Below are 16,682 nucleotides of genomic sequence, written 5' to 3'. Positions count from 1 at the left end.
GACAGGGTTTTTACGCTCTAACTAATAAACTGTTCATTTAAAATATAAAAAAGCCCACCGAAGTGAGCTTGTAGGACGTGCAGCAAGATTAGTCCTTCTTGCCAACCACTTTATAAATCACCGCGCCAATTACCGCACCAATCATTGGTGCAACCCAGAATAACCAGAGCTGGCTTAAGGCTGCAGTTTCTGCAAAGAACGCTACACCGGTACTACGGGCCGGGTTGACTGAGGTGTTGGTGACCGGAATACTGATTAAGTGAATCAGGGTTAAGGCCAGACCAATTGCAATTGGCGCAAAACCGGCCGGCGCACGCTGATCGGTAGCGCCTAAAATAATAATCAGGAAAAAGGCGGTTAAGACAATTTCAATGATCAGTGCTGAAACGAGTGAATATTGCCCCGGGGATAATTCACCAAAACCATTGCTGGCAAAACCACCGGTGCCGCTAAAACCGGCCTGACCCTGGACAATCAGGTATAAAATCCAGGCCGCGACGACAGCACCCAATACCTGGGCAACGATATACGGGAGCAGTTCTTTGGCTTCAAAACGGCCGCCGGCCCATAAGCCCAGACTCACCGCCGGGTTAAAGTGACCGCCTGAAATATGCCCCAGGGCATAGGCCGCGGTTAAAACGGTTAAACCAAAGGCAATCGATACGCCAACAAAGCCAATGCCTAGTTCAGGGAAGGCTGCAGCCAGCACGGCACTACCACAGCCGCCGAATACCAGCCAGAAGGTCCCCAGAAATTCTGCACAATATTTATTCATTTTCATGTCTTCAGAATTTTATTTATGTGATGAAAATTATAAAGTGTGAAATATATCACACTATTTTTGTAAAATACTCTTTTTTTATACGCTTCAAATTAAACTAAAAAGATGAAAGATTGATTAAGTTGTTCTGACGCCATTGCTGTGGAGTGTGTTGGGTCCATTGTTTAAAGGCACGCTGAAAGGCACTCTGTTCCGAATAGCCGAGCAGCAGGGCAATTTCCTGTAGGCTTAAATGTGGATCTTTTAAATATTGTTCGGCCAGTAAGCAGCGTACTTCCTGAATCCGTTGTTGATAGGTGGTGCCTTGCTGCTGTAAATGCCGTTGTAACTGCCGTACTGACAAATTCAGCTGCTGGGCAATATGTTCAATCTGGTACATATTGCGTTGTAAACCGGTCAGAATCGCCTGCTGTAAACGGTGGTCAATCTGGGTGGAATTTGGCAGTTTTTCCAGCAGAGCCTTGGCCTGTTGAAGCAATAAATGCTGTAAGGTCTGATCCCCCTGATAAAAGGGTTTCGACAGTTCCTGCAATGGCATCAGCACCTGGGTTTTTTCCTGGGAAAAACGTACCTTGCAATGAAAATACTGCTCATACAGCGCCACATGCCGTGGCGCCGGATTCTGGAAATGTACTTCATGCAGGCAAATATCCTGAAATTCCATAAAATGTTTCAGGAATTCCACCATCAGCGCAATGGCAATTTCATTGGTCAGTTGCGTGGTCATGGTCGGCGGCAGGTCAGCCCAGCGAATGGAGAGATAATTGCCTTGCACTTCCACCTGTAACGGACTGCCGTCATACACCAGCCGGTGAAAGTCATGATAGCGTTGCAACGCTTCACCCAGATTGTCACAGGACAGGGCAATATAGGCAATAATGCCCAGATGTTTGGGCTGCACCAGCGCGGCAATTTCTAGTCCCAACGCCGGACGCTGTAGCTGCTGTTCCAGTTCGGTCAGCAAGTCGCGCCAGAGAATATAATCAAAACGTTCCTGATGTTGAACCTGCTGTAATTTTTCTGGAACCGGCAGCTGTTGTGCTTGATAAAAGTCGTACAGCAACTGGGCCAAGCCGCCATAAATCGAGCCGGTATAATCCTTTATCCGTTGCATAGCTTGTCATTTTATTCTTGTCGTGATTTGTCAATCATATTCAATTTTTCCGTCAATATCTAGCCTGTGCCGACGCTTATAGTGAAGGAAAAGCACAGGAGGACTGGAGCATGTTAAAAGGATTTATTGCAGGTTTATTGGTGGCCAATGCCTTTGAATGGGTGGCACATAAATATGTATTACATGGTACCCATCGGCCGGGGCAGCCGCGTCACAGTCCGGTGCCACGCAGTATGCGTTCGCATTGGGAGCATCATCGTGAGGTGCGGAAAAATCAGTTTAATGATGAAAGCTATGTGATTGGCTGGTCGCACTGGCGCAATAAAAACGAGATTATTTCGCTGGCCGCCGCCGCGGGTGTGTTTGGGCTGGTCTTTTTCCCGATTTCCAAAGGCATGCTGGCCGGCAGCATGTATAGCGCCCTGAATTATTACTATATTCACCGCCGTGCCCATTTGGAGCCAGAGTGGGCCAGAACAAAAATTCCCTGGCACTATGACCATCATATGAACAGCAATCAGGATGCCAATTGGTGTGTGACCAAGCCCTGGTTTGACTATATTCTGGGCACCCGGGTTATATCTTCACCCGATTTGCAGGAGCAGAATCCGCTCGGGATTGCCTTGCCACAGCCGCTGTCAGCACTGTTAAACCGCGGCGCGGAAAAATTCTTCCCGGCCAAATGGGTCGACCGGAATGAAAAGCCATCCCCAGATCTTGAGCCACTGCCTAAAGCCAGTTAATGAGAGGGTTGTTTATCTGCTGAGCAAATTCATCGTTGATTGGCCCAAAGTCAGTATATTCGCGGAACAATAATACTGGATCAATTATGTGATAGAGATCAAATAAAACTGATTGAAAACAACTGCTTTGTAAGCTGTTGTCGTGAATTGTCAATAAAATTGGCGTTGATGGTCAATATCTGTTCAGGGAAGTTTTCTATAGTAAAGAAGCTGAAGATAGCGGCAGAACTTCTGCCTACATCGAAGGTGATTCTGTTGAAATATGTACGTTTTAATGCCAAGCGCTGTAGCAATTCTTGGTTTATAGGGAGTCTTCAGGACTCCTTTTTTTTATCTTCATTTTTTATTTGTTTTGCTTTGCCGTATAAAAAAAGAGTGTATGACTACACTCTTTTTCAGTTCTGAAATTTTTGAGCCAGCGGGCTTAAAGGCGCATTTCAATACCTTGTGCCGCCAAGTATTGCTTGGCTTCCGGAATGGTGTGCTGACCAAAGTGGAAAATTGAGGCCGCCAGAACTGCATCGGCGCCGCCTTGTAAAATTCCGTCTGCCAGATGCTGTAAATTGCCAACACCGCCAGAAGCAATGGTTGGAATATTGACGTGGTCATTAATGGTTCGCATTAGTGCCAGGTCATAACCGGCTTTGGTACCATCGGCATCCATAGAGGTAATTAGCAGTTCACCCGCGCCGTAATCAGCCATTTTCACGGCCCATTCAATAGCATCAATCCCGGTCGGTTTGCGGCCACCGTGGGTGAAAATTTCCCATTTGTTGTCGCCGGTTTTTTTGGCATCAATCGCCACCACAATACATTGTGCGCCAAAACGTTGTGAGGCTTCCTGCACAAATTCCGGATTAAACACCGCAGCCGAGTTAATGCTGACCTTGTCGGCACCGGCATTCAGTAATAAACGGATATCTTCGACCTTACGCACGCCGCCGCCCACAGTCAGTGGAACAAACACGGTTTCTGCCATACGCTCAACGGTACGGTAGGTGGTGTCACGGCCATGATGGGTAGCGGTAATATCTAAAAAGGTGATTTCATCAGCGCCCTGTTCGTTATAACGACGCGCCACTTCAACCGGATCACCTGCATCACGAATATCCAGAAATTGCACACCTTTCACCACGCGGCCGTTATCTACGTCTAGGCAAGGAATAATACGTTTAGCAAGCATAATTTTTTCCAGTCATTTCAGCTGATTATGAAACTCACCCACACAAGCGCTACACCTTGGCAGATGGACACGCTATTCTATCAAACTTATGTAAGATTTTTCGCAGGTTTTCTATGTCGGTTTATACGCCTTTGACTTTAAAGGAAGTTCAGGATTTTGCAGCCCCTTATGGACTTGAGGTGGTCGATCTGATTCCGATTCAAGGCGGTATTCAAAATACCAATTACTTTTTGGTGGCTCAGGACGGTACACACTATGTGTTGACCGTGTTTGAAGACATGGATGAACAGGCAGCCGGTGAACTGGTGCCGGTACTGGAACATTTGGGTCAGGCAGGTCTGGCTGTGGCGGTGCCGCTCAGTTATGCTGGCAAGGCCATCCACTCGATTAAACAGAAACCGGCCCAGATTGCGCCGCGTTTAATCGGCGAGCATCCAATGCCGGCCAGCATCGCTCAGGTGGAAGCCATTGCCGTGGCACAGGCCAAAATGCATGTGGCCTTAAAAGATTTTCCTTTAAAACGCGCTTTTGTCCGCGATCATGCGTACTGGCTGGCGGTATCCCAGGAAATTAAACCCAGCTTGAGCGAGGCAGATAAAGTCCTGCTCAGCAAATTGCTGGGACTGTATGAAGCGCTTACCGCGATTTATCCGGACCGTCCAAAAGGGTTTATCCATTCCGATTTATTCCGCGACAATACCCTGTTTGAAGGCGATCAGCTGCAGGGCATTCTGGATTTTTATGAGCTGAATCAGGATGAATGGCTGTTTGATATTGCCATTACCTTAAATGACTTCTGTACCGAGTATCCGCAGGTCAGCCTGAATGAAGACAAAGCCATGGCCTTTTTAAAAGCCTATGACCGCATTCGTCCTTTAACCGAAGATGAAAAAGCCTGTCTGGAGCTGTATCTGGCAATGGCTGCTGGCCGTTTCTGGATGATGCGTTTACAGGTGGCACAAAAAAATGCTTTGCAAGGACGCAGCGGTGACGCAATTTTGCAGAAAAATCCGCTCGAGATGCGTAATATGTTGATTGAACGCTTAAAGTTCGTCACAGCTTAAACATAAAGGGTAGGGAAATGCGCGATCAGGGCCGGTTAATTGAATGGTTTGATGACAAGGGCTATGGCTTTATTCAGCCCAATGATCCGGACAAAGACCGCGTATTTTTGCATATCAAGGATTTTGCCCGTCCGGGGCCGCGCCCAATTGTCGGTTGTGCACTGGATTATCAGGTCATTCTAGATGAACGCGGCCGCTATCGGGCCCAGCAGGTGGTGTATTTAAAAGCCTCGCAGGTCAAGCCGCGTGCTGATGTGGTGAGCAAGCCGCGGCAGCGTCCTGCGGCCAAACGTCCGGCCATGCAAATCCTGTGTGTGGCCTATATTCTCGTGCTGGCGGTACTGACCCTGACCGGTTTATTGCACGGCCTGCTGCTGTTATTGATCAGCCTGATGAATGCACTCAGCTATTGGCTGTATGCACAAGACAAGGAAGCGGCCCAACTCGGTCACCGCCGGATTCCGGAACAGAGCCTGCATCTGGTTTCGGCTCTGGGGGGCTGGCCGGCGGCCTGGCTGGCACAGGAAAAAATGCGACATAAAACACAAAAACAACCTTTTCGTAAAATTTATTTTTGTACAATCGGCTTAAACATTCTTTTGATTTTATGGTTTATTTCTCCTTTTAATCTGTTGACGCTCTGAGCATAGCGGGGCGGGGAGTGCAGGACAACAATATGAATACTTCCATTGACCGTGACCCGAATCGTAGTCTGACCTTTATTCTGTACCTTCTGTATATCGTGGCGATTTTTAGTGCCGGCTTGCTGGCAATCGTCGCGCTAATCATCAATTATGTAAAACGCGGTGCGGTACGCGGTTCAATTTTTGAAAGTCACTTTACTTGGCAAATTCGCAGCTTCTGGTGGTATCTGTTCTGGAATATTGTGGCCTTTGTGCCGTTCTTTTTTATTTTCTTTATTGATGAAGACCCGACCCGCTTTGCTCAAGTGATTTTTGGTGCTTCGGCCTTCTGTCTGGCGGTGATTGGTCTGTCCTGGCTGTGGATTGTCTATCGGGCCATTCGCGGTATTATGCGCCTGAATGACAATGAGCCGATGTATTCTTAATTGCTTAAATGATCAGACCGATCTTCCTAAAATTTAGTCCGGAAGATCGCTCGCTGATGGCGTGTGCTGCTGTTTCTGACGCAGAAATTTCGGTTTCCATTCACTGATGATCACGCCCAGCACCACCAGAAAACCACCGACCAAAGCCATAAACGGTAAACGCTCGCCGGCCAGACGGCCAAACAGCGAAGCCCATACCGGTTCTCCGGCATAAATAATTGCCGCCTGTGCCGGGCTGACTGCGCGCTGCGCCCAGTTCATCACCAGCTGAACCAAGGCACTGGCCAGCCCCAAACCGCCAGCCAAGAGTAGCAACATCCAGGAAAATTGCGGCAGTTGCTGCTCACCGACCAGTGGCATGGCAAGAAAGGCAAACAGGGAGGCGAACAGCAGTTGAATCACCGTGACCCGTTGCAGATTAACCCGTCCGGCAAAATGGCTGATCAGGATAATTTCCAGTGCAATCGCAATGGCGCCGAGCAGGGTAATCAGCTGACCAAAACTCAGCTGTAGCTGCCCCAAACCATTGCCGGTCAGTAAAACCAGCCCGATAAAGGCACAGCTTGCGCCCAGCCAGATCATGATGTGCAGCCGTTTCCGGAACAGCAGCCACAGCAAGATCGGCACCAGCGGCACATATAACGCGGTTAAAAATGCTGATTCGCTACTGCTGATGGTCTGCAGCCCCACGGTTTGCGTACCATAACCGACAGTCAGGCTGACCCCAATTAATGCACCGGCCCAGAGTTCTTTGGCTTGCACAGCGCGTAAATGCGGCAGCGAAATCAGTGCGACTGCCAGTGCAGCGGCGGCAAAACGGCAGCCGACAAAAAACATCGGGCTGGCATAATTCAGCGCCAGCTTGACTGCCACAAAGGTACCGCCCCAGAGCATGGTAATCATGATCAGGGCCAGTTGTGGCGCTTTGCTGTTAAGTGTGGTTTTAAGGTTCACAGGGGCATCAGACATGGCAGATCAGCGAGTATTCGAAAAAAGACATCAACCCGGTGAGGGCATAAAAAAAGAGGCCCGAAGACCTCTTTCTGACAGCAGCACTTAGAGGGCTTGCTCATCCAGCAGCAATTGCGCTTCACGCAAATTCAGGCTGCCTTCATAAATGGCACGACCGGTAATCGCCCCTAAAATGCCCGGTTGGCCTTTTAAGTTACGGACATCATCCAGATTGGTCACGCCGCCTGAAGCAATCACTGGTAAACCTGAATATTGCGCCAGATTGACAGTCTGCTCGACGTTTACGCCTTGCATCATGCCGTCACGGGCAATGTCGGTATACACAATGCTGGAGACACCGGCATCGGCAAAACGTTTGGCCAGATCGGTGGCTTTCACTTCAGTCACGTTGGCCCAGCCATCGGTCGCGACCATGCCATTCATGGCATCAATGCCGACAATGATATGCCCGGCGAATTTTTTGCAGGCTTGTTCGACAAATTCTGGCTCTTGAACGGCTTTGGTGCCAATAATCACAAAAGATACGCCTGCATCGAGGTAGTGTTCAATGGTTTCAAATGAGCGAATACCGCCACCAATCTGAATTGGCAGGTCTGGCTGTGCCTTGGCAATGGCCTCGACCACCGGTTTATGGATTGGGGTACCTGCAAAAGCGCCATTTAAGTCGACCAGATGCAAGCGACGCGCACCTTCATTGACCCAATGCTGTGCAGTGGCCACCGGATCATCAGAAAATACGGTATCGTCTTCCATACGACCTTGTTTTAAACGGACACATTTTCCATCTTTCAGGTCAATTGCAGGGATGATCAGCATGCTTTCGCTCCTTGCTTCATCGGTTAAATTTCTTGCCGCCCATCTTAGCAATAAACGAAAATTTTCTAAATGCCATATTTGCATGCAAAAATAAAAACAGCCTGTGCTGTGTCAGGCGGTCAACAAAGGTTCGATGAAGAAAATCCGGCTGTCTGTGCAGCTTGATCTTCAAAGCGGTTTAGGGCGGGGTTTTAGATGGCCGGATTCTGAGTTTGAGCGAGGTATTGGGAATCTGTTTCGGCAACAGGCCCAAACGCAACAATTCTTCAAAAACCAGTACCGGGGCATAAGCATCGGCGGCGGCATATTCCATTTGTGCTGTGCTTAATACCGGATTGGCCCAGTTCGAGGTGCTGAGCCGTTTGCTTTTGGGAAAATAGACCTGAAACAGCAGCGCCATGGCATGTTTTAATCCGACCGGGTTTTTAAAGCCAAAGCTGTGAAAGCATTTGGACAGTTCCAGCACACTGTTCAGTTCTACGCCTTTTTTGCGAAACAGATGGGCATCATTTTTCAGGCCAAAGCCGACTTTAATCTGGTCACGGTTGGCGAAGATTGGCTTAAGAAAGTTCCAGATTTCCTCATTCATCTGAAATAGATAGGCCCGATCTAGTGTGGCCAGCTGAATCAGGTGCGGGCCATCCGACACTTCGCCACTTTTAAAAATCGGTTTGGATTCCGAATCAAAGCCGAGTACCGCTGCAATATTCAGTTCATGCGCATAGTGCTGACATTCGGCCAGCGTTTGAATCAGATGAATTTTAGAGGGTGGCAGACTTTGAAAGCGCGGCAGCTGTTCCAGCTGGCTGGAAGAGGGCATATGGGGTGATGTTGAAGATAAGCTCATGCCATCTTTTCCTTGGGCTGGCGATAAAAATAAGGCCTGAATTGTCAGGCCTTATTTTAAGCAAGCGGGACCTTTTAGGCCAGTACTGCACCAAAAATGGCAAAAGCAAATAGCAGTACCAACAGAATAATATAAATCCAGGCCAGCGCCGCTTCCCAGCCAGCCGTAGCACGTGGTGGACCATAGCTGTTAACACGTTGATCACCCGGGGCGAAAAACAGATACAGCATCAGCAACAGGTTGGCCACTGGAACCAGCATCAGTAACGACAGCCAGCCGGTATGGTTACGGTCATGCAGACGGCGGATGGTGAAAATAAACATCAGATATAACACCCCCAGATAAATCAGTGCGCCCAGCACCAGCGGGGTGAGCGGAATGCCGCCAGCAGGGTCAATATTCATCAGCCCGGGAAAGAGCAGGGTCAAAACCAGAAAAACCGGAATCATTAACAGTGCAATCAGGCAGTTCCAGGCCAGATAGGAGAAACGTCCAAAACGCCCCGCCGCGCTGAGTGCCGAATCTTGTGTCGTGATGTGTTGGGTATGAGTGGTGCTATGCATTTTTGAATTACCTGTTTTATTTTTTATTGAGTTGTATAAAAAGCAGTCAAATATTACTAAAAATTGCTTAAAAAAGAAAGAAATAAAAAATAGGTGAAAACAAAGCCGGGACGAACCCGGCTTTATACATCTTGCGCAACAGAGGAAGGGTGTTAAATCTTCCAGTCGACAAAGTTCTTTAACAGTTGCAGACCAGCAGTATGGCTTTTTTCCGGGTGGAACTGGGTCGCGAACAGGTTGTCTTTGTGCAGGGCGGTACAGAATTGCAGCCCATAGTCACAGGTCGCTGCCACAATTGTGCTGTCTTTCGGCTCGACATAGAAGCTGTGCACGAAATAGAAACGTGCATCCTGTTCAATGTTGTTCCACATTGGATGGCTCGGGTCAACCTGATGCACCTGGTTCCAGCCCATGTGTGGCACTTTTAGACCTTCAACCTCCGGGAAGCGTTTTACCACCCCTTCAAAAATACCCAGTGCATCGGCACCGCCATTTTCTTCGGAATGTTGCATCAGCGCCTGCATACCCACACAAATGGCCAGTACCGGTTTATTAAACACCGCCTGACGCACGACCTCATCGATCCCGGCTTCATGCATGCCTTGCATACAGTCACGCATGGCACCGACACCCGGAAACACGATTTTATCGGCCTGGGCAATCAGTTTCGGGTCATTGGTGACATCCACCGTAGCACCGACGTGTTCCAAGGCTTTGGCGGCAGAGTGCAAATTCCCCATGCCATAATCAAGAAGGGCAATACGGGTCATTACAGGGTACCTTTGGTCGATGCCACAGTATTGGCAGCACGTGGATCAATTTCACAGGCCATACGCAGTGCGCGCGCAAATGCTTTAAACACACTTTCAATCTGGTGGTGGCTGTTTTTGCCTTTCAGGTTGTCGATGTGTACGGTCATTAGCGAGTGGTTCACAAAGCCCTGGAAGAATTCAGAGAATAAATCGACATCAAAACGGCCAATGGTGGCGCGGGTAAATGGTACATCCATAAACAGGCCCGGACGACCAGATAAATCCACCACGGCACGGCTTAAAGATTCATCGAGTGGGGCATAGAAGTGACCATAACGCTTTAAGCCTTTTTTATCGCCCAGTGCCTGTGCAAAGGCCTGACCCAGGGTAATACCACAGTCTTCTACGGTATGGTGGTCATCAATTTCCAGATCGCCATCACAATGAATATCAATATCAAACAAACCGTGTCGCTTGATTTGATCAATCATATGGTCTAAAAATGGAATACCAGTGTTGAGTGTGCCTTGACCGGTACCGTCGAGGTTTAAACGAACTCGAATTTTGGTTTCGTTAGTGTTTCTTACCACTTCACTGATACGCTCTGTCATGGACACGTTCCTCAAAAAACGTTAAAAATGATGGATGTAAAAATGTTTCGCTGCGACGAAGTCCCAGCATATTAGATTGCTCAGGAGGGTTAATCAATGCCTATTACCGTACATGCTTATACTTCACTGGAAAATGATGAAGTGCGCAGCCAGCTTGAGCGACTGTATGACACCAGTCCAGAGTTTGGTGATGGCCAGGATGCGGTAGAGCAACTCCAGCAACATCTGAACCAGTATACCCTACTTTATACCGCAGAATTTAATACAAAATTAATTGGTGCAATTTGGTGTACCGGGCAGGGCGAAAGCAGGACCCTGGAATATATTGTGGTGCATCCGGCCAATCGTGGTCGTGGTGTGGCCGAGCGTCTGGTCAGTGAAGTCTGCCGTATGGAAGAAGCCAAAGGCGTGAATCAGTTTGAACCGGGCTGTGGCGCAATTCACCGCTGTCTGGCACATTTGGACAAGCTCTAAACAATTTAAAATGAAATTCAAGAGAGGCTAATCGCCTCTCTTTTTTTATCTGCTGGCCTGCAAATGACTGGAATCATGGGCGTTTCACTTAAAAAATAAGCAGACAGCGTACAAAATGCTGTAAAAGTAAACAAATGCTTGAATTTATGCAAAAGCTGCTTGACGGCACCGGGCGGAGATTGTTTAATACGCGTCATCGGCGTGATAGCTCAGTTGGTAGAGCAACGGATTGAAAATCCGTGTGTCCCCAGTTCGATCCTGGGTCTCGCCACCATATTCAAACGTTTAAACGTTTTCAATCCCTGATCCCATCAGGGATTTTTTTTGGGTAAAAAATACTCGATTAAATAAAAATGTCATGATTTATATTGACTAATTTCCCCAGATGCGGCTTAATACACGGCATCGGCGTGATAGCTCAGTTGGTAGAGCAACGGATTGAAAATCCGTGTGTCCCCAGTTCGATCCTGGGTCTCGCCACCATATTCAAAAAAGCCCCTGCATTGCAGGGGCTTTTTTTATGTCATTTAAAAACTGTGCGATGATCTTTCATCTTTCATCTTTCATCTTTCATCTTTCATCTTTCATCTTTCATCTTTCATCTTTCATCTTTCAGATTGTTGACTATCAAATCAGGAGCAGTGTTACGCTAATAACAGCTCAATAACACGAATCCTGCTGAATAAGGTTGCATTCTGGTGCTTAATAGAGAGACATGTTTCATTACTGTTCAGGAGGCCGTGTATGACGCGCTTTCAGATGTTCTCCTCGACTGTAATGATTATGCTGGGAATCGGCTCAACGTCGGTCTGGGCGCAACCCGAGCGTCTAGCAATGCTTCAGGTCATGGCAGAACCTGAACTACGTCAGGAAGTGGGCTTTATTCCGTATCAGGAAGATCGTGCAAAGCGTAAGGCATTACAGCACCGGATCATGCAAATTCAGCAGGACACTCAAAACCGGGTCATTGACCCGGACCCGCCTGTTCTCATTACCATGCCGGCCAAAGAACCGGTCAATATGGATCACCTTTCTCCGGCGTTGCAGCAGCATATTCTGGCGATTGCCGCCGGTTTGCAGTCGGATAACCCGCTACGTGGCCTGGAAACCCTGCTGGCGCCATTTCGTGGCCCGGATGGACAGATCCAGCTTGATTTACCCAATATCTCTTTAGGCGTGGTCGATTATGAGATGAATCTGGGCAATAGCTTGTTCCCCGATATCAGCTCACAGTTACGCAACCCGACCCGATAATAGATGACGTGATAGGGGAAACTATCCAACCATAAAAAAACGCTCCAGAGGAGCGTTTTTTTAGATCTGATTCAGGCCGAGATTAAGCCGTTTTTACCGCTGCTTCTTGGGCCAGCATGTGACCGTTTTCTTCGAAGTTGCTGTGCCAAGCCAACGCTTCACGTAACAGGTGAGGCGTGTGGCCGCCTTTTGCACATGCGCGGTCGAAGTAGTCATTTAATGCATCACGGTACATTGGGTGTGCACAGTTGTCGATAATCGCACGAGCGCGCTCACGCGGTGCCAGACCACGAAGATCGGCAAGACCCTGTTCAGTCACCAGAATGTCAACGTCGTGTTCTGCATGGTCAATGTGTGATGCAAATGGAACAACAGATGAAATGTCGCCGCCTTTGGCAATAGACTTGGTCACGAAAATGGCCAGGTGAGCGTTACGCGCGAAGTCACCTGAACCACCAATACCGTTCATCATTTTGGTACCGCATACGTGAGTGGAGTTCACGTTACCGTAGATATCGAACTCAAGCGCAGTGTTGATGCCGATAATACCTAAACGACGTACCAGTTCAGGGTGGTTTGAAATTTCTTGTGGACGCAGAACCAGTTTATCTTTGTACTGTTCCAGGTTGTTAAATACTTTCTCGCCGTATTTCGCAGACAGGGTAATAGATGAACCTGAAGCGAACTTCATTTTACCGGCATCAATCAGTTCGAAAGTACAGTCTTGCAGTACTTCTGAGTACATGATCAGGTCTTCGAAGTTTGATTCTTTCAAGCCGGTCAATACTGCGTTGGCAATTGAACCAATACCTGCTTGTAAAGGACCGAGGTTTTTCGGTAAACGGTCTTCAGCTACTTCTTTTTCAAAGAACGCGATCAAGTGGTTGGCAATCGATTGAGTCTCGTCATCTGGTGCAGTGACAGTCGATGGAGAGTCATGTAATTCGCTGTTAAATACGATACCAACGATTTTTGCAGGATCGATGTTAATTGCTTGAGTACCGATACGCTCGTCAACTTTGGTCAATGGAATTGGTTGACGGGTTGGACGATAGGTCGGGATATAAATGTCGTGTAAGCCTTCAAATGCCGGGCTTAAGTTGGTGTTAATTTCAACAATGACTTTTTCAGCAAAAATTGCAAAGCTTGCAGAGTTACCTACAGAAGTGGTTGGCACGATGCCACCATCTTCAGTAATTGCAACGGCTTCAATTACCGCTACATCTGGCTTTTTCAGCTGCTGGTTACGCATTTGCTCAACTGTTTCAGACAAGTGCTGATCGATGAACATGACTTCGCCTTTGTTGATGGCTTTACGTAAAGTGTTATCCACTTGGAAAGGCAGACGACGTGCCAGTACACCGGCTTCAGTCAGTTGTTTGTCGAGATCGTTCCCTAAGCTCGCACCAGTAATTAATGTAATTTTTAGAGGATTCGCTTGTGCTTGTTTCACTAAAGCCAAAGGAACAGCTTTCGCTTCACCGGCACGTGTAAAGCCACTCATACCAACAGTCATACCGTCTTGGATGAATTGAGCAGCTTGCTCCGCACTCATAACCTTGTCATGTAGGGAAGCTAAACGGATGCGATCTAGGGACATGGTTTACTCTCGTTTGAAAAATCAGAACTGATGGCGATTGTACCCATCAAAAAAGCCATTTTGCATACCTGTTAGGCTAAGGTCTAATTTTTTCAAAAAATGCAGGTATAAATATATTTGATGCTTTTTATCTTGTTGAAAATTCAATAATAAAAATTAAAAGCCAAATCTTCACCAAGAACTGATTGATCAATGTTTAAGCATGATTTAGAAATGTTCTGTAATACTTTGCTTAATTTTTTCTAGGGTGCTGCTGTTGTTTTTTTCATCATCTGGCTGTTCGGGCAGCGGTAAAGAGATGATGACTTCCAGTCCACCGTGCTCGCGATTGCGAATAATCAGCTCGCCTTGGTGAATATCGACAATCCGTTTCACAATGGCCAGACCTAAACCGCTACCTTGGACGGTACGTGCGGCATTCCCACGCACAAAAGGCTGCATTAAAGATTCAATCTGATCTTCAGGAATGCCTTCACCATGATCGGCCACACTAATGCAGATAAATTGTTCCTGCACTTTGGCAGACAGCTCAATCGGTTCAGTGCCATAACGCTTGGCATTGTTAATCAGGTTGCCAATCAAGCGTTTCAGCGACAGGCTGCGTGCCTGCAAAATCGGTAATTCTTCCGGGCTAAAGCGAATGTCCAGCGGTTTAAACTGGATCACCAGTTCCTGTAACAAGGCATTTAAATCGGTATCTTGCAGTTCTTCATCCGAGCCATCGCGCATATAGGAAATGAACTGGTCCAAAATGGCGTCCATATCTTCGACATCGTAAATCAGGCCTTCTTTTAAAAAGTCTTCATCCGGCATCATTTCTGCACTCAGGCGAATCCGGGTCAGAGGCGTGCGCAGGTCATGCGAAATTCCGGCCAGCATAATCCGGCGGTCACGCTCGGTCTGTTCCAGGGTAAAAATCATCTGGTTAAAGGCCTGGTTCACCTGACGGATTTCTAGCGGCCCGTGGTTGGTTTCCAGATAAGGCGCTTTACCGGTTTGACTATAGGTATTGGCGGCTTCCTGCAAACGGCGTAATGGCCGGTTTAGCTGACGCACTAGGGTCAGAATAATAATGGCAGACAGCAGTGGAATGCCGAGCAGCCAGCCAAACACCAGTTCCGGACTGTAGTTGGCATAGGTTTTTAATGGTTCACGGACCCAGTGGCCGTTCATTTCCGGCGTTTGAATCCAGATGCGTGGGCTGGGCTTGAACTGGAAATACACGGTTACATCATCGGCTTTGAGTTCATTGGCCAGTTTTTTCTCAATTTGTCGGGTAAAGAACTCGGCAATAACCTTGTCGCGGACATTTGGATATTCCTTGGGATCGGTAATGTATTCAATCCCGACCCGGTTTTTTAGCCAGGCATCGACATCGACTTCGGCATCATTATGGAAAATCCGTAATTCCGGATTGTTCAGAATTTCCAGTTCAACCGCCAGATAACGGGCATGTTGCTGGATTTCCGGCAGATACAGGGTGCGCCAAAAGAACCACAGGGACATAAACAGACTGAAAATCACCACAAACAACACCAGCACGGTGGTCCGCATGGCAGCCGAGCGCGGTTTGATTTTATCCAGAAAGCGTTCCCACGGCGTGCGTTTGCGTTCTGAATAGGTTTCAAAGTCGGTAAAGTCTTGTGGATCGATGGGGTCGAGTTTCACAATGAGTCCTTTTTAAAAAGGGAAAGTTCTCCCCCAAAATTGGATACGCGTTAGGTCATCCGCAACTGTTTGAGGCAGGACTCAAGTAAATTACTTATGTTTCTGCGAAATATTGGTTGAAATGACGGAATTTGCCGAGTTTTGCGGATGACAATGGTTTTGCTTACTTTTGCCGAAACAAAAGTAAGGCGAACCGCAGGTTGTATCCCATCAGTGGGGAGTAGACCGTAAGACTCCGTCATAGATTCGATGAGTGAGCTTTATTCCGCACCATCTGGAACAAAGACATAACCCACACCCCACACCGTTTGAATATAACGCGCACGTGCCGGGTTTTCTTCAATCAGGCGACGTAAACGAGACACTTGCACATCAATCGAACGTTCCATTGCACCCCATTCACGGCCACGCGCCAGATTCATCAGCTTGTCGCGGGTCAGCGGTTCACGAGGATGTTGTACCAGCGCTTTTAACACTGCGAACTCGCCTGTAGTTAAAGTCACGACTTGACCTTCACGGGTCAGGGTACGGGTCGAAAGATCTAGCGCCCACGGTCCAAAGCTGACCACTTCCATCTGCTGGCTTGGTGCGCCTGGGACTTCACGTACCTGACGGCGTAATACGGCACGAATACGCGCTAACAGTTCGTTCGGGTTAAACGGTTTTGGCAGATAGTCATCGGCACCTGCTTCAAGGCCGGCAATACGGTCTGAGTCGCTGCCGCGTGCGGTCAGCATGATAATTGGCGTATCAATACTGGACTGGCGTAAACGGCGGCAAATGCTCAGGCCATCTTCAACCGGCAGCATGAAATCGAGCACGATCAGGGAAAACAGCTCGCGTTGTAACAGGCGATCCATTTGCGTAGCATCATGGGCAGTTTTGACCACGAAACCTTTATCTTCCAGAAAACGCTGTAACAGCGTACGCAAACGCACATCATCATCGACAACGAGAATGCGTTCAACGCGGTCAGTTTCGGTATGTACGGCATCTGTATTTTCAGCAGGTACAACTAAACTCATGATGTGCTCCTTTATTCTTTATTGTGGTCGTATGCAAAGCTTTCACTGACTTTGAGTATACGATTCATCTGTATGCCTTGACTATGCTCTAAAGCAACAAATATTGCAGTTAAAATCAAGACATAGATACCAAATATATACATCTA

At 47.8% G+C, this 16,682-nt stretch carries 18 protein-coding genes and 2 tRNA genes; 8 read left to right on the top strand and 12 right to left on the bottom strand.

Annotated features, from left to right (window positions below; all coding sequences use genetic code 11):
- Positions 1–88 precede the first annotated feature (88 nt).
- Positions 89–775, bottom strand: coding sequence for an aquaporin Z (gene aqpZ, locus FTT89_RS05705; RefSeq protein WP_180172759.1), 687 nt, complete (start codon positions 773–775; stop codon positions 89–91).
- 103 nt (positions 776–878) lie between these two features.
- The gene (locus FTT89_RS05700; protein ID WP_005180609.1) at positions 879–1,895 is read right to left on the bottom strand and encodes an AraC family transcriptional regulator; all 1,017 of its coding nucleotides are present in this window, start codon (positions 1,893–1,895) and stop codon (positions 879–881) included.
- 110 nt (positions 1,896–2,005) lie between these two features.
- Here FTT89_RS05700 and FTT89_RS05695 point away from each other — a divergent pair, with 110 nt between their 5' ends.
- Positions 2,006–2,638 (top strand): hypothetical protein, encoded by a 633-nt coding sequence (locus tag FTT89_RS05695; RefSeq protein WP_104490373.1) that lies wholly within the window; start codon positions 2,006–2,008, stop codon positions 2,636–2,638.
- A gap of 424 nt (positions 2,639–3,062) precedes the next feature.
- Here the strand turns inward: FTT89_RS05695 and hisF are convergent, their stop codons facing one another.
- Positions 3,063–3,824 (bottom strand): imidazole glycerol phosphate synthase subunit HisF, encoded by a 762-nt coding sequence (hisF, locus tag FTT89_RS05690; RefSeq protein ID WP_303113667.1) that lies wholly within the window; start codon positions 3,822–3,824, stop codon positions 3,063–3,065.
- A 110-nt stretch (positions 3,825–3,934) separates the two neighbouring features.
- Here hisF and FTT89_RS05685 point away from each other — a divergent pair, with 110 nt between their 5' ends.
- From FTT89_RS05685 to FTT89_RS05675, 3 genes are read left to right on the top strand one after another with little or no spacing between them, the layout of a single operon-like run.
- Positions 3,935–4,885: a homoserine kinase gene (locus FTT89_RS05685; protein ID WP_005180603.1), complete on the top strand. Its 951-nt coding sequence runs from the start codon at positions 3,935–3,937 to the stop codon at positions 4,883–4,885.
- Between the two features lie 17 nt (positions 4,886–4,902).
- Positions 4,903–5,529 carry a DUF1294 domain-containing protein gene (locus FTT89_RS05680; protein WP_005180601.1) on the top strand — a complete coding sequence of 209 codons (627 nt, stop codon included), beginning with the start codon at positions 4,903–4,905 and terminating at the stop codon, positions 5,527–5,529.
- A 32-nt stretch (positions 5,530–5,561) separates the two neighbouring features.
- Entirely contained in the window at positions 5,562–5,954 is a 393-nt protein-coding gene (locus tag FTT89_RS05675; protein ID WP_045795233.1) for a membrane protein, read from the top strand.
- A 33-nt stretch (positions 5,955–5,987) separates the two neighbouring features.
- On the opposite strand, the gene FTT89_RS05670 is transcribed toward FTT89_RS05675, so the two are convergent.
- The 6 genes from FTT89_RS05670 to hisB form a co-directional block, all read right to left on the bottom strand.
- Complete coding sequence (locus FTT89_RS05670) at positions 5,988–6,923, bottom strand: DMT family transporter (RefSeq protein WP_180172758.1); 936 nt, start codon at positions 6,921–6,923, stop codon at positions 5,988–5,990.
- Between the two features lie 87 nt (positions 6,924–7,010).
- Positions 7,011–7,742, bottom strand: a complete 732-nt coding sequence (hisA, locus tag FTT89_RS05665) for a 1-(5-phosphoribosyl)-5-[(5-phosphoribosylamino)methylideneamino]imidazole-4-carboxamide isomerase (protein ID WP_005180591.1) — start codon at positions 7,740–7,742, stop codon at positions 7,011–7,013.
- A gap of 178 nt (positions 7,743–7,920) precedes the next feature.
- Positions 7,921–8,589: a 3'-5' exonuclease gene (locus tag FTT89_RS05660; protein ID WP_016658423.1), complete on the bottom strand. Its 669-nt coding sequence runs from the start codon at positions 8,587–8,589 to the stop codon at positions 7,921–7,923.
- 74 nt (positions 8,590–8,663) lie between these two features.
- Entirely contained in the window at positions 8,664–9,152 is a 489-nt protein-coding gene (locus tag FTT89_RS05655) for a DUF805 domain-containing protein (RefSeq protein ID WP_016658424.1), read from the bottom strand.
- Positions 9,153–9,304: 152 nt separating this feature from the next.
- Complete coding sequence (gene hisH, locus FTT89_RS05650) at positions 9,305–9,922, bottom strand: imidazole glycerol phosphate synthase subunit HisH (RefSeq protein WP_005180583.1); 618 nt, start codon at positions 9,920–9,922, stop codon at positions 9,305–9,307.
- A complete protein-coding gene (gene hisB / locus FTT89_RS05645; RefSeq protein WP_005180581.1) occupies positions 9,922–10,515 on the bottom strand; it encodes an imidazoleglycerol-phosphate dehydratase HisB in 594 nt (197 codons plus the stop codon). The genes hisH and hisB overlap by 1 nt, the downstream gene beginning before the upstream one ends.
- Before the next feature lie 96 nt (positions 10,516–10,611).
- Here hisB and FTT89_RS05640 point away from each other — a divergent pair, with 96 nt between their 5' ends.
- The 4 genes from FTT89_RS05640 (at position 10,612) to FTT89_RS05625 (ending at position 12,243) form a co-directional block, all read left to right on the top strand.
- The gene (locus FTT89_RS05640) at positions 10,612–10,989 is read left to right on the top strand and encodes a GNAT family N-acetyltransferase (protein WP_180172757.1); all 378 of its coding nucleotides are present in this window, start codon (positions 10,612–10,614) and stop codon (positions 10,987–10,989) included.
- Between the two features lie 198 nt (positions 10,990–11,187).
- Positions 11,188–11,263 (top strand) — tRNA-Phe (locus FTT89_RS05635).
- Between the two features lie 133 nt (positions 11,264–11,396).
- Positions 11,397–11,472 (top strand) — tRNA-Phe (locus FTT89_RS05630).
- A gap of 261 nt (positions 11,473–11,733) precedes the next feature.
- A complete protein-coding gene (locus FTT89_RS05625; protein ID WP_168393890.1) occupies positions 11,734–12,243 on the top strand; it encodes a hypothetical protein in 510 nt (169 codons plus the stop codon).
- 82 nt (positions 12,244–12,325) lie between these two features.
- On the opposite strand, the gene FTT89_RS05620 is transcribed toward FTT89_RS05625, so the two are convergent.
- From FTT89_RS05620 to ompR, 3 genes are all read right to left on the bottom strand, one after another.
- Positions 12,326–13,843: an acetyl-CoA hydrolase/transferase family protein gene (locus FTT89_RS05620; RefSeq protein ID WP_005180567.1), complete on the bottom strand. Its 1,518-nt coding sequence runs from the start codon at positions 13,841–13,843 to the stop codon at positions 12,326–12,328.
- Between the two features lie 207 nt (positions 13,844–14,050).
- Positions 14,051–15,511: an ATP-binding protein gene (locus FTT89_RS05615; RefSeq protein ID WP_005180564.1), complete on the bottom strand. Its 1,461-nt coding sequence runs from the start codon at positions 15,509–15,511 to the stop codon at positions 14,051–14,053.
- Between the two features lie 260 nt (positions 15,512–15,771).
- Positions 15,772–16,536 (bottom strand): two-component system response regulator OmpR, encoded by a 765-nt coding sequence (gene ompR / locus FTT89_RS05610; protein WP_005180561.1) that lies wholly within the window; start codon positions 16,534–16,536, stop codon positions 15,772–15,774.
- Between the last annotated feature and the right edge of the window lie 146 nt (positions 16,537–16,682).

It is taken from the genome of Acinetobacter sp. YH01025, assembly GCF_013420185.1.
Lineage (GTDB): Bacteria > Pseudomonadota > Gammaproteobacteria > Pseudomonadales > Moraxellaceae > Acinetobacter > Acinetobacter indicus.
Note: the sequence above shows the minus strand (reverse complement) of the source record. Positions and strands in the feature narration are given on the sequence as shown.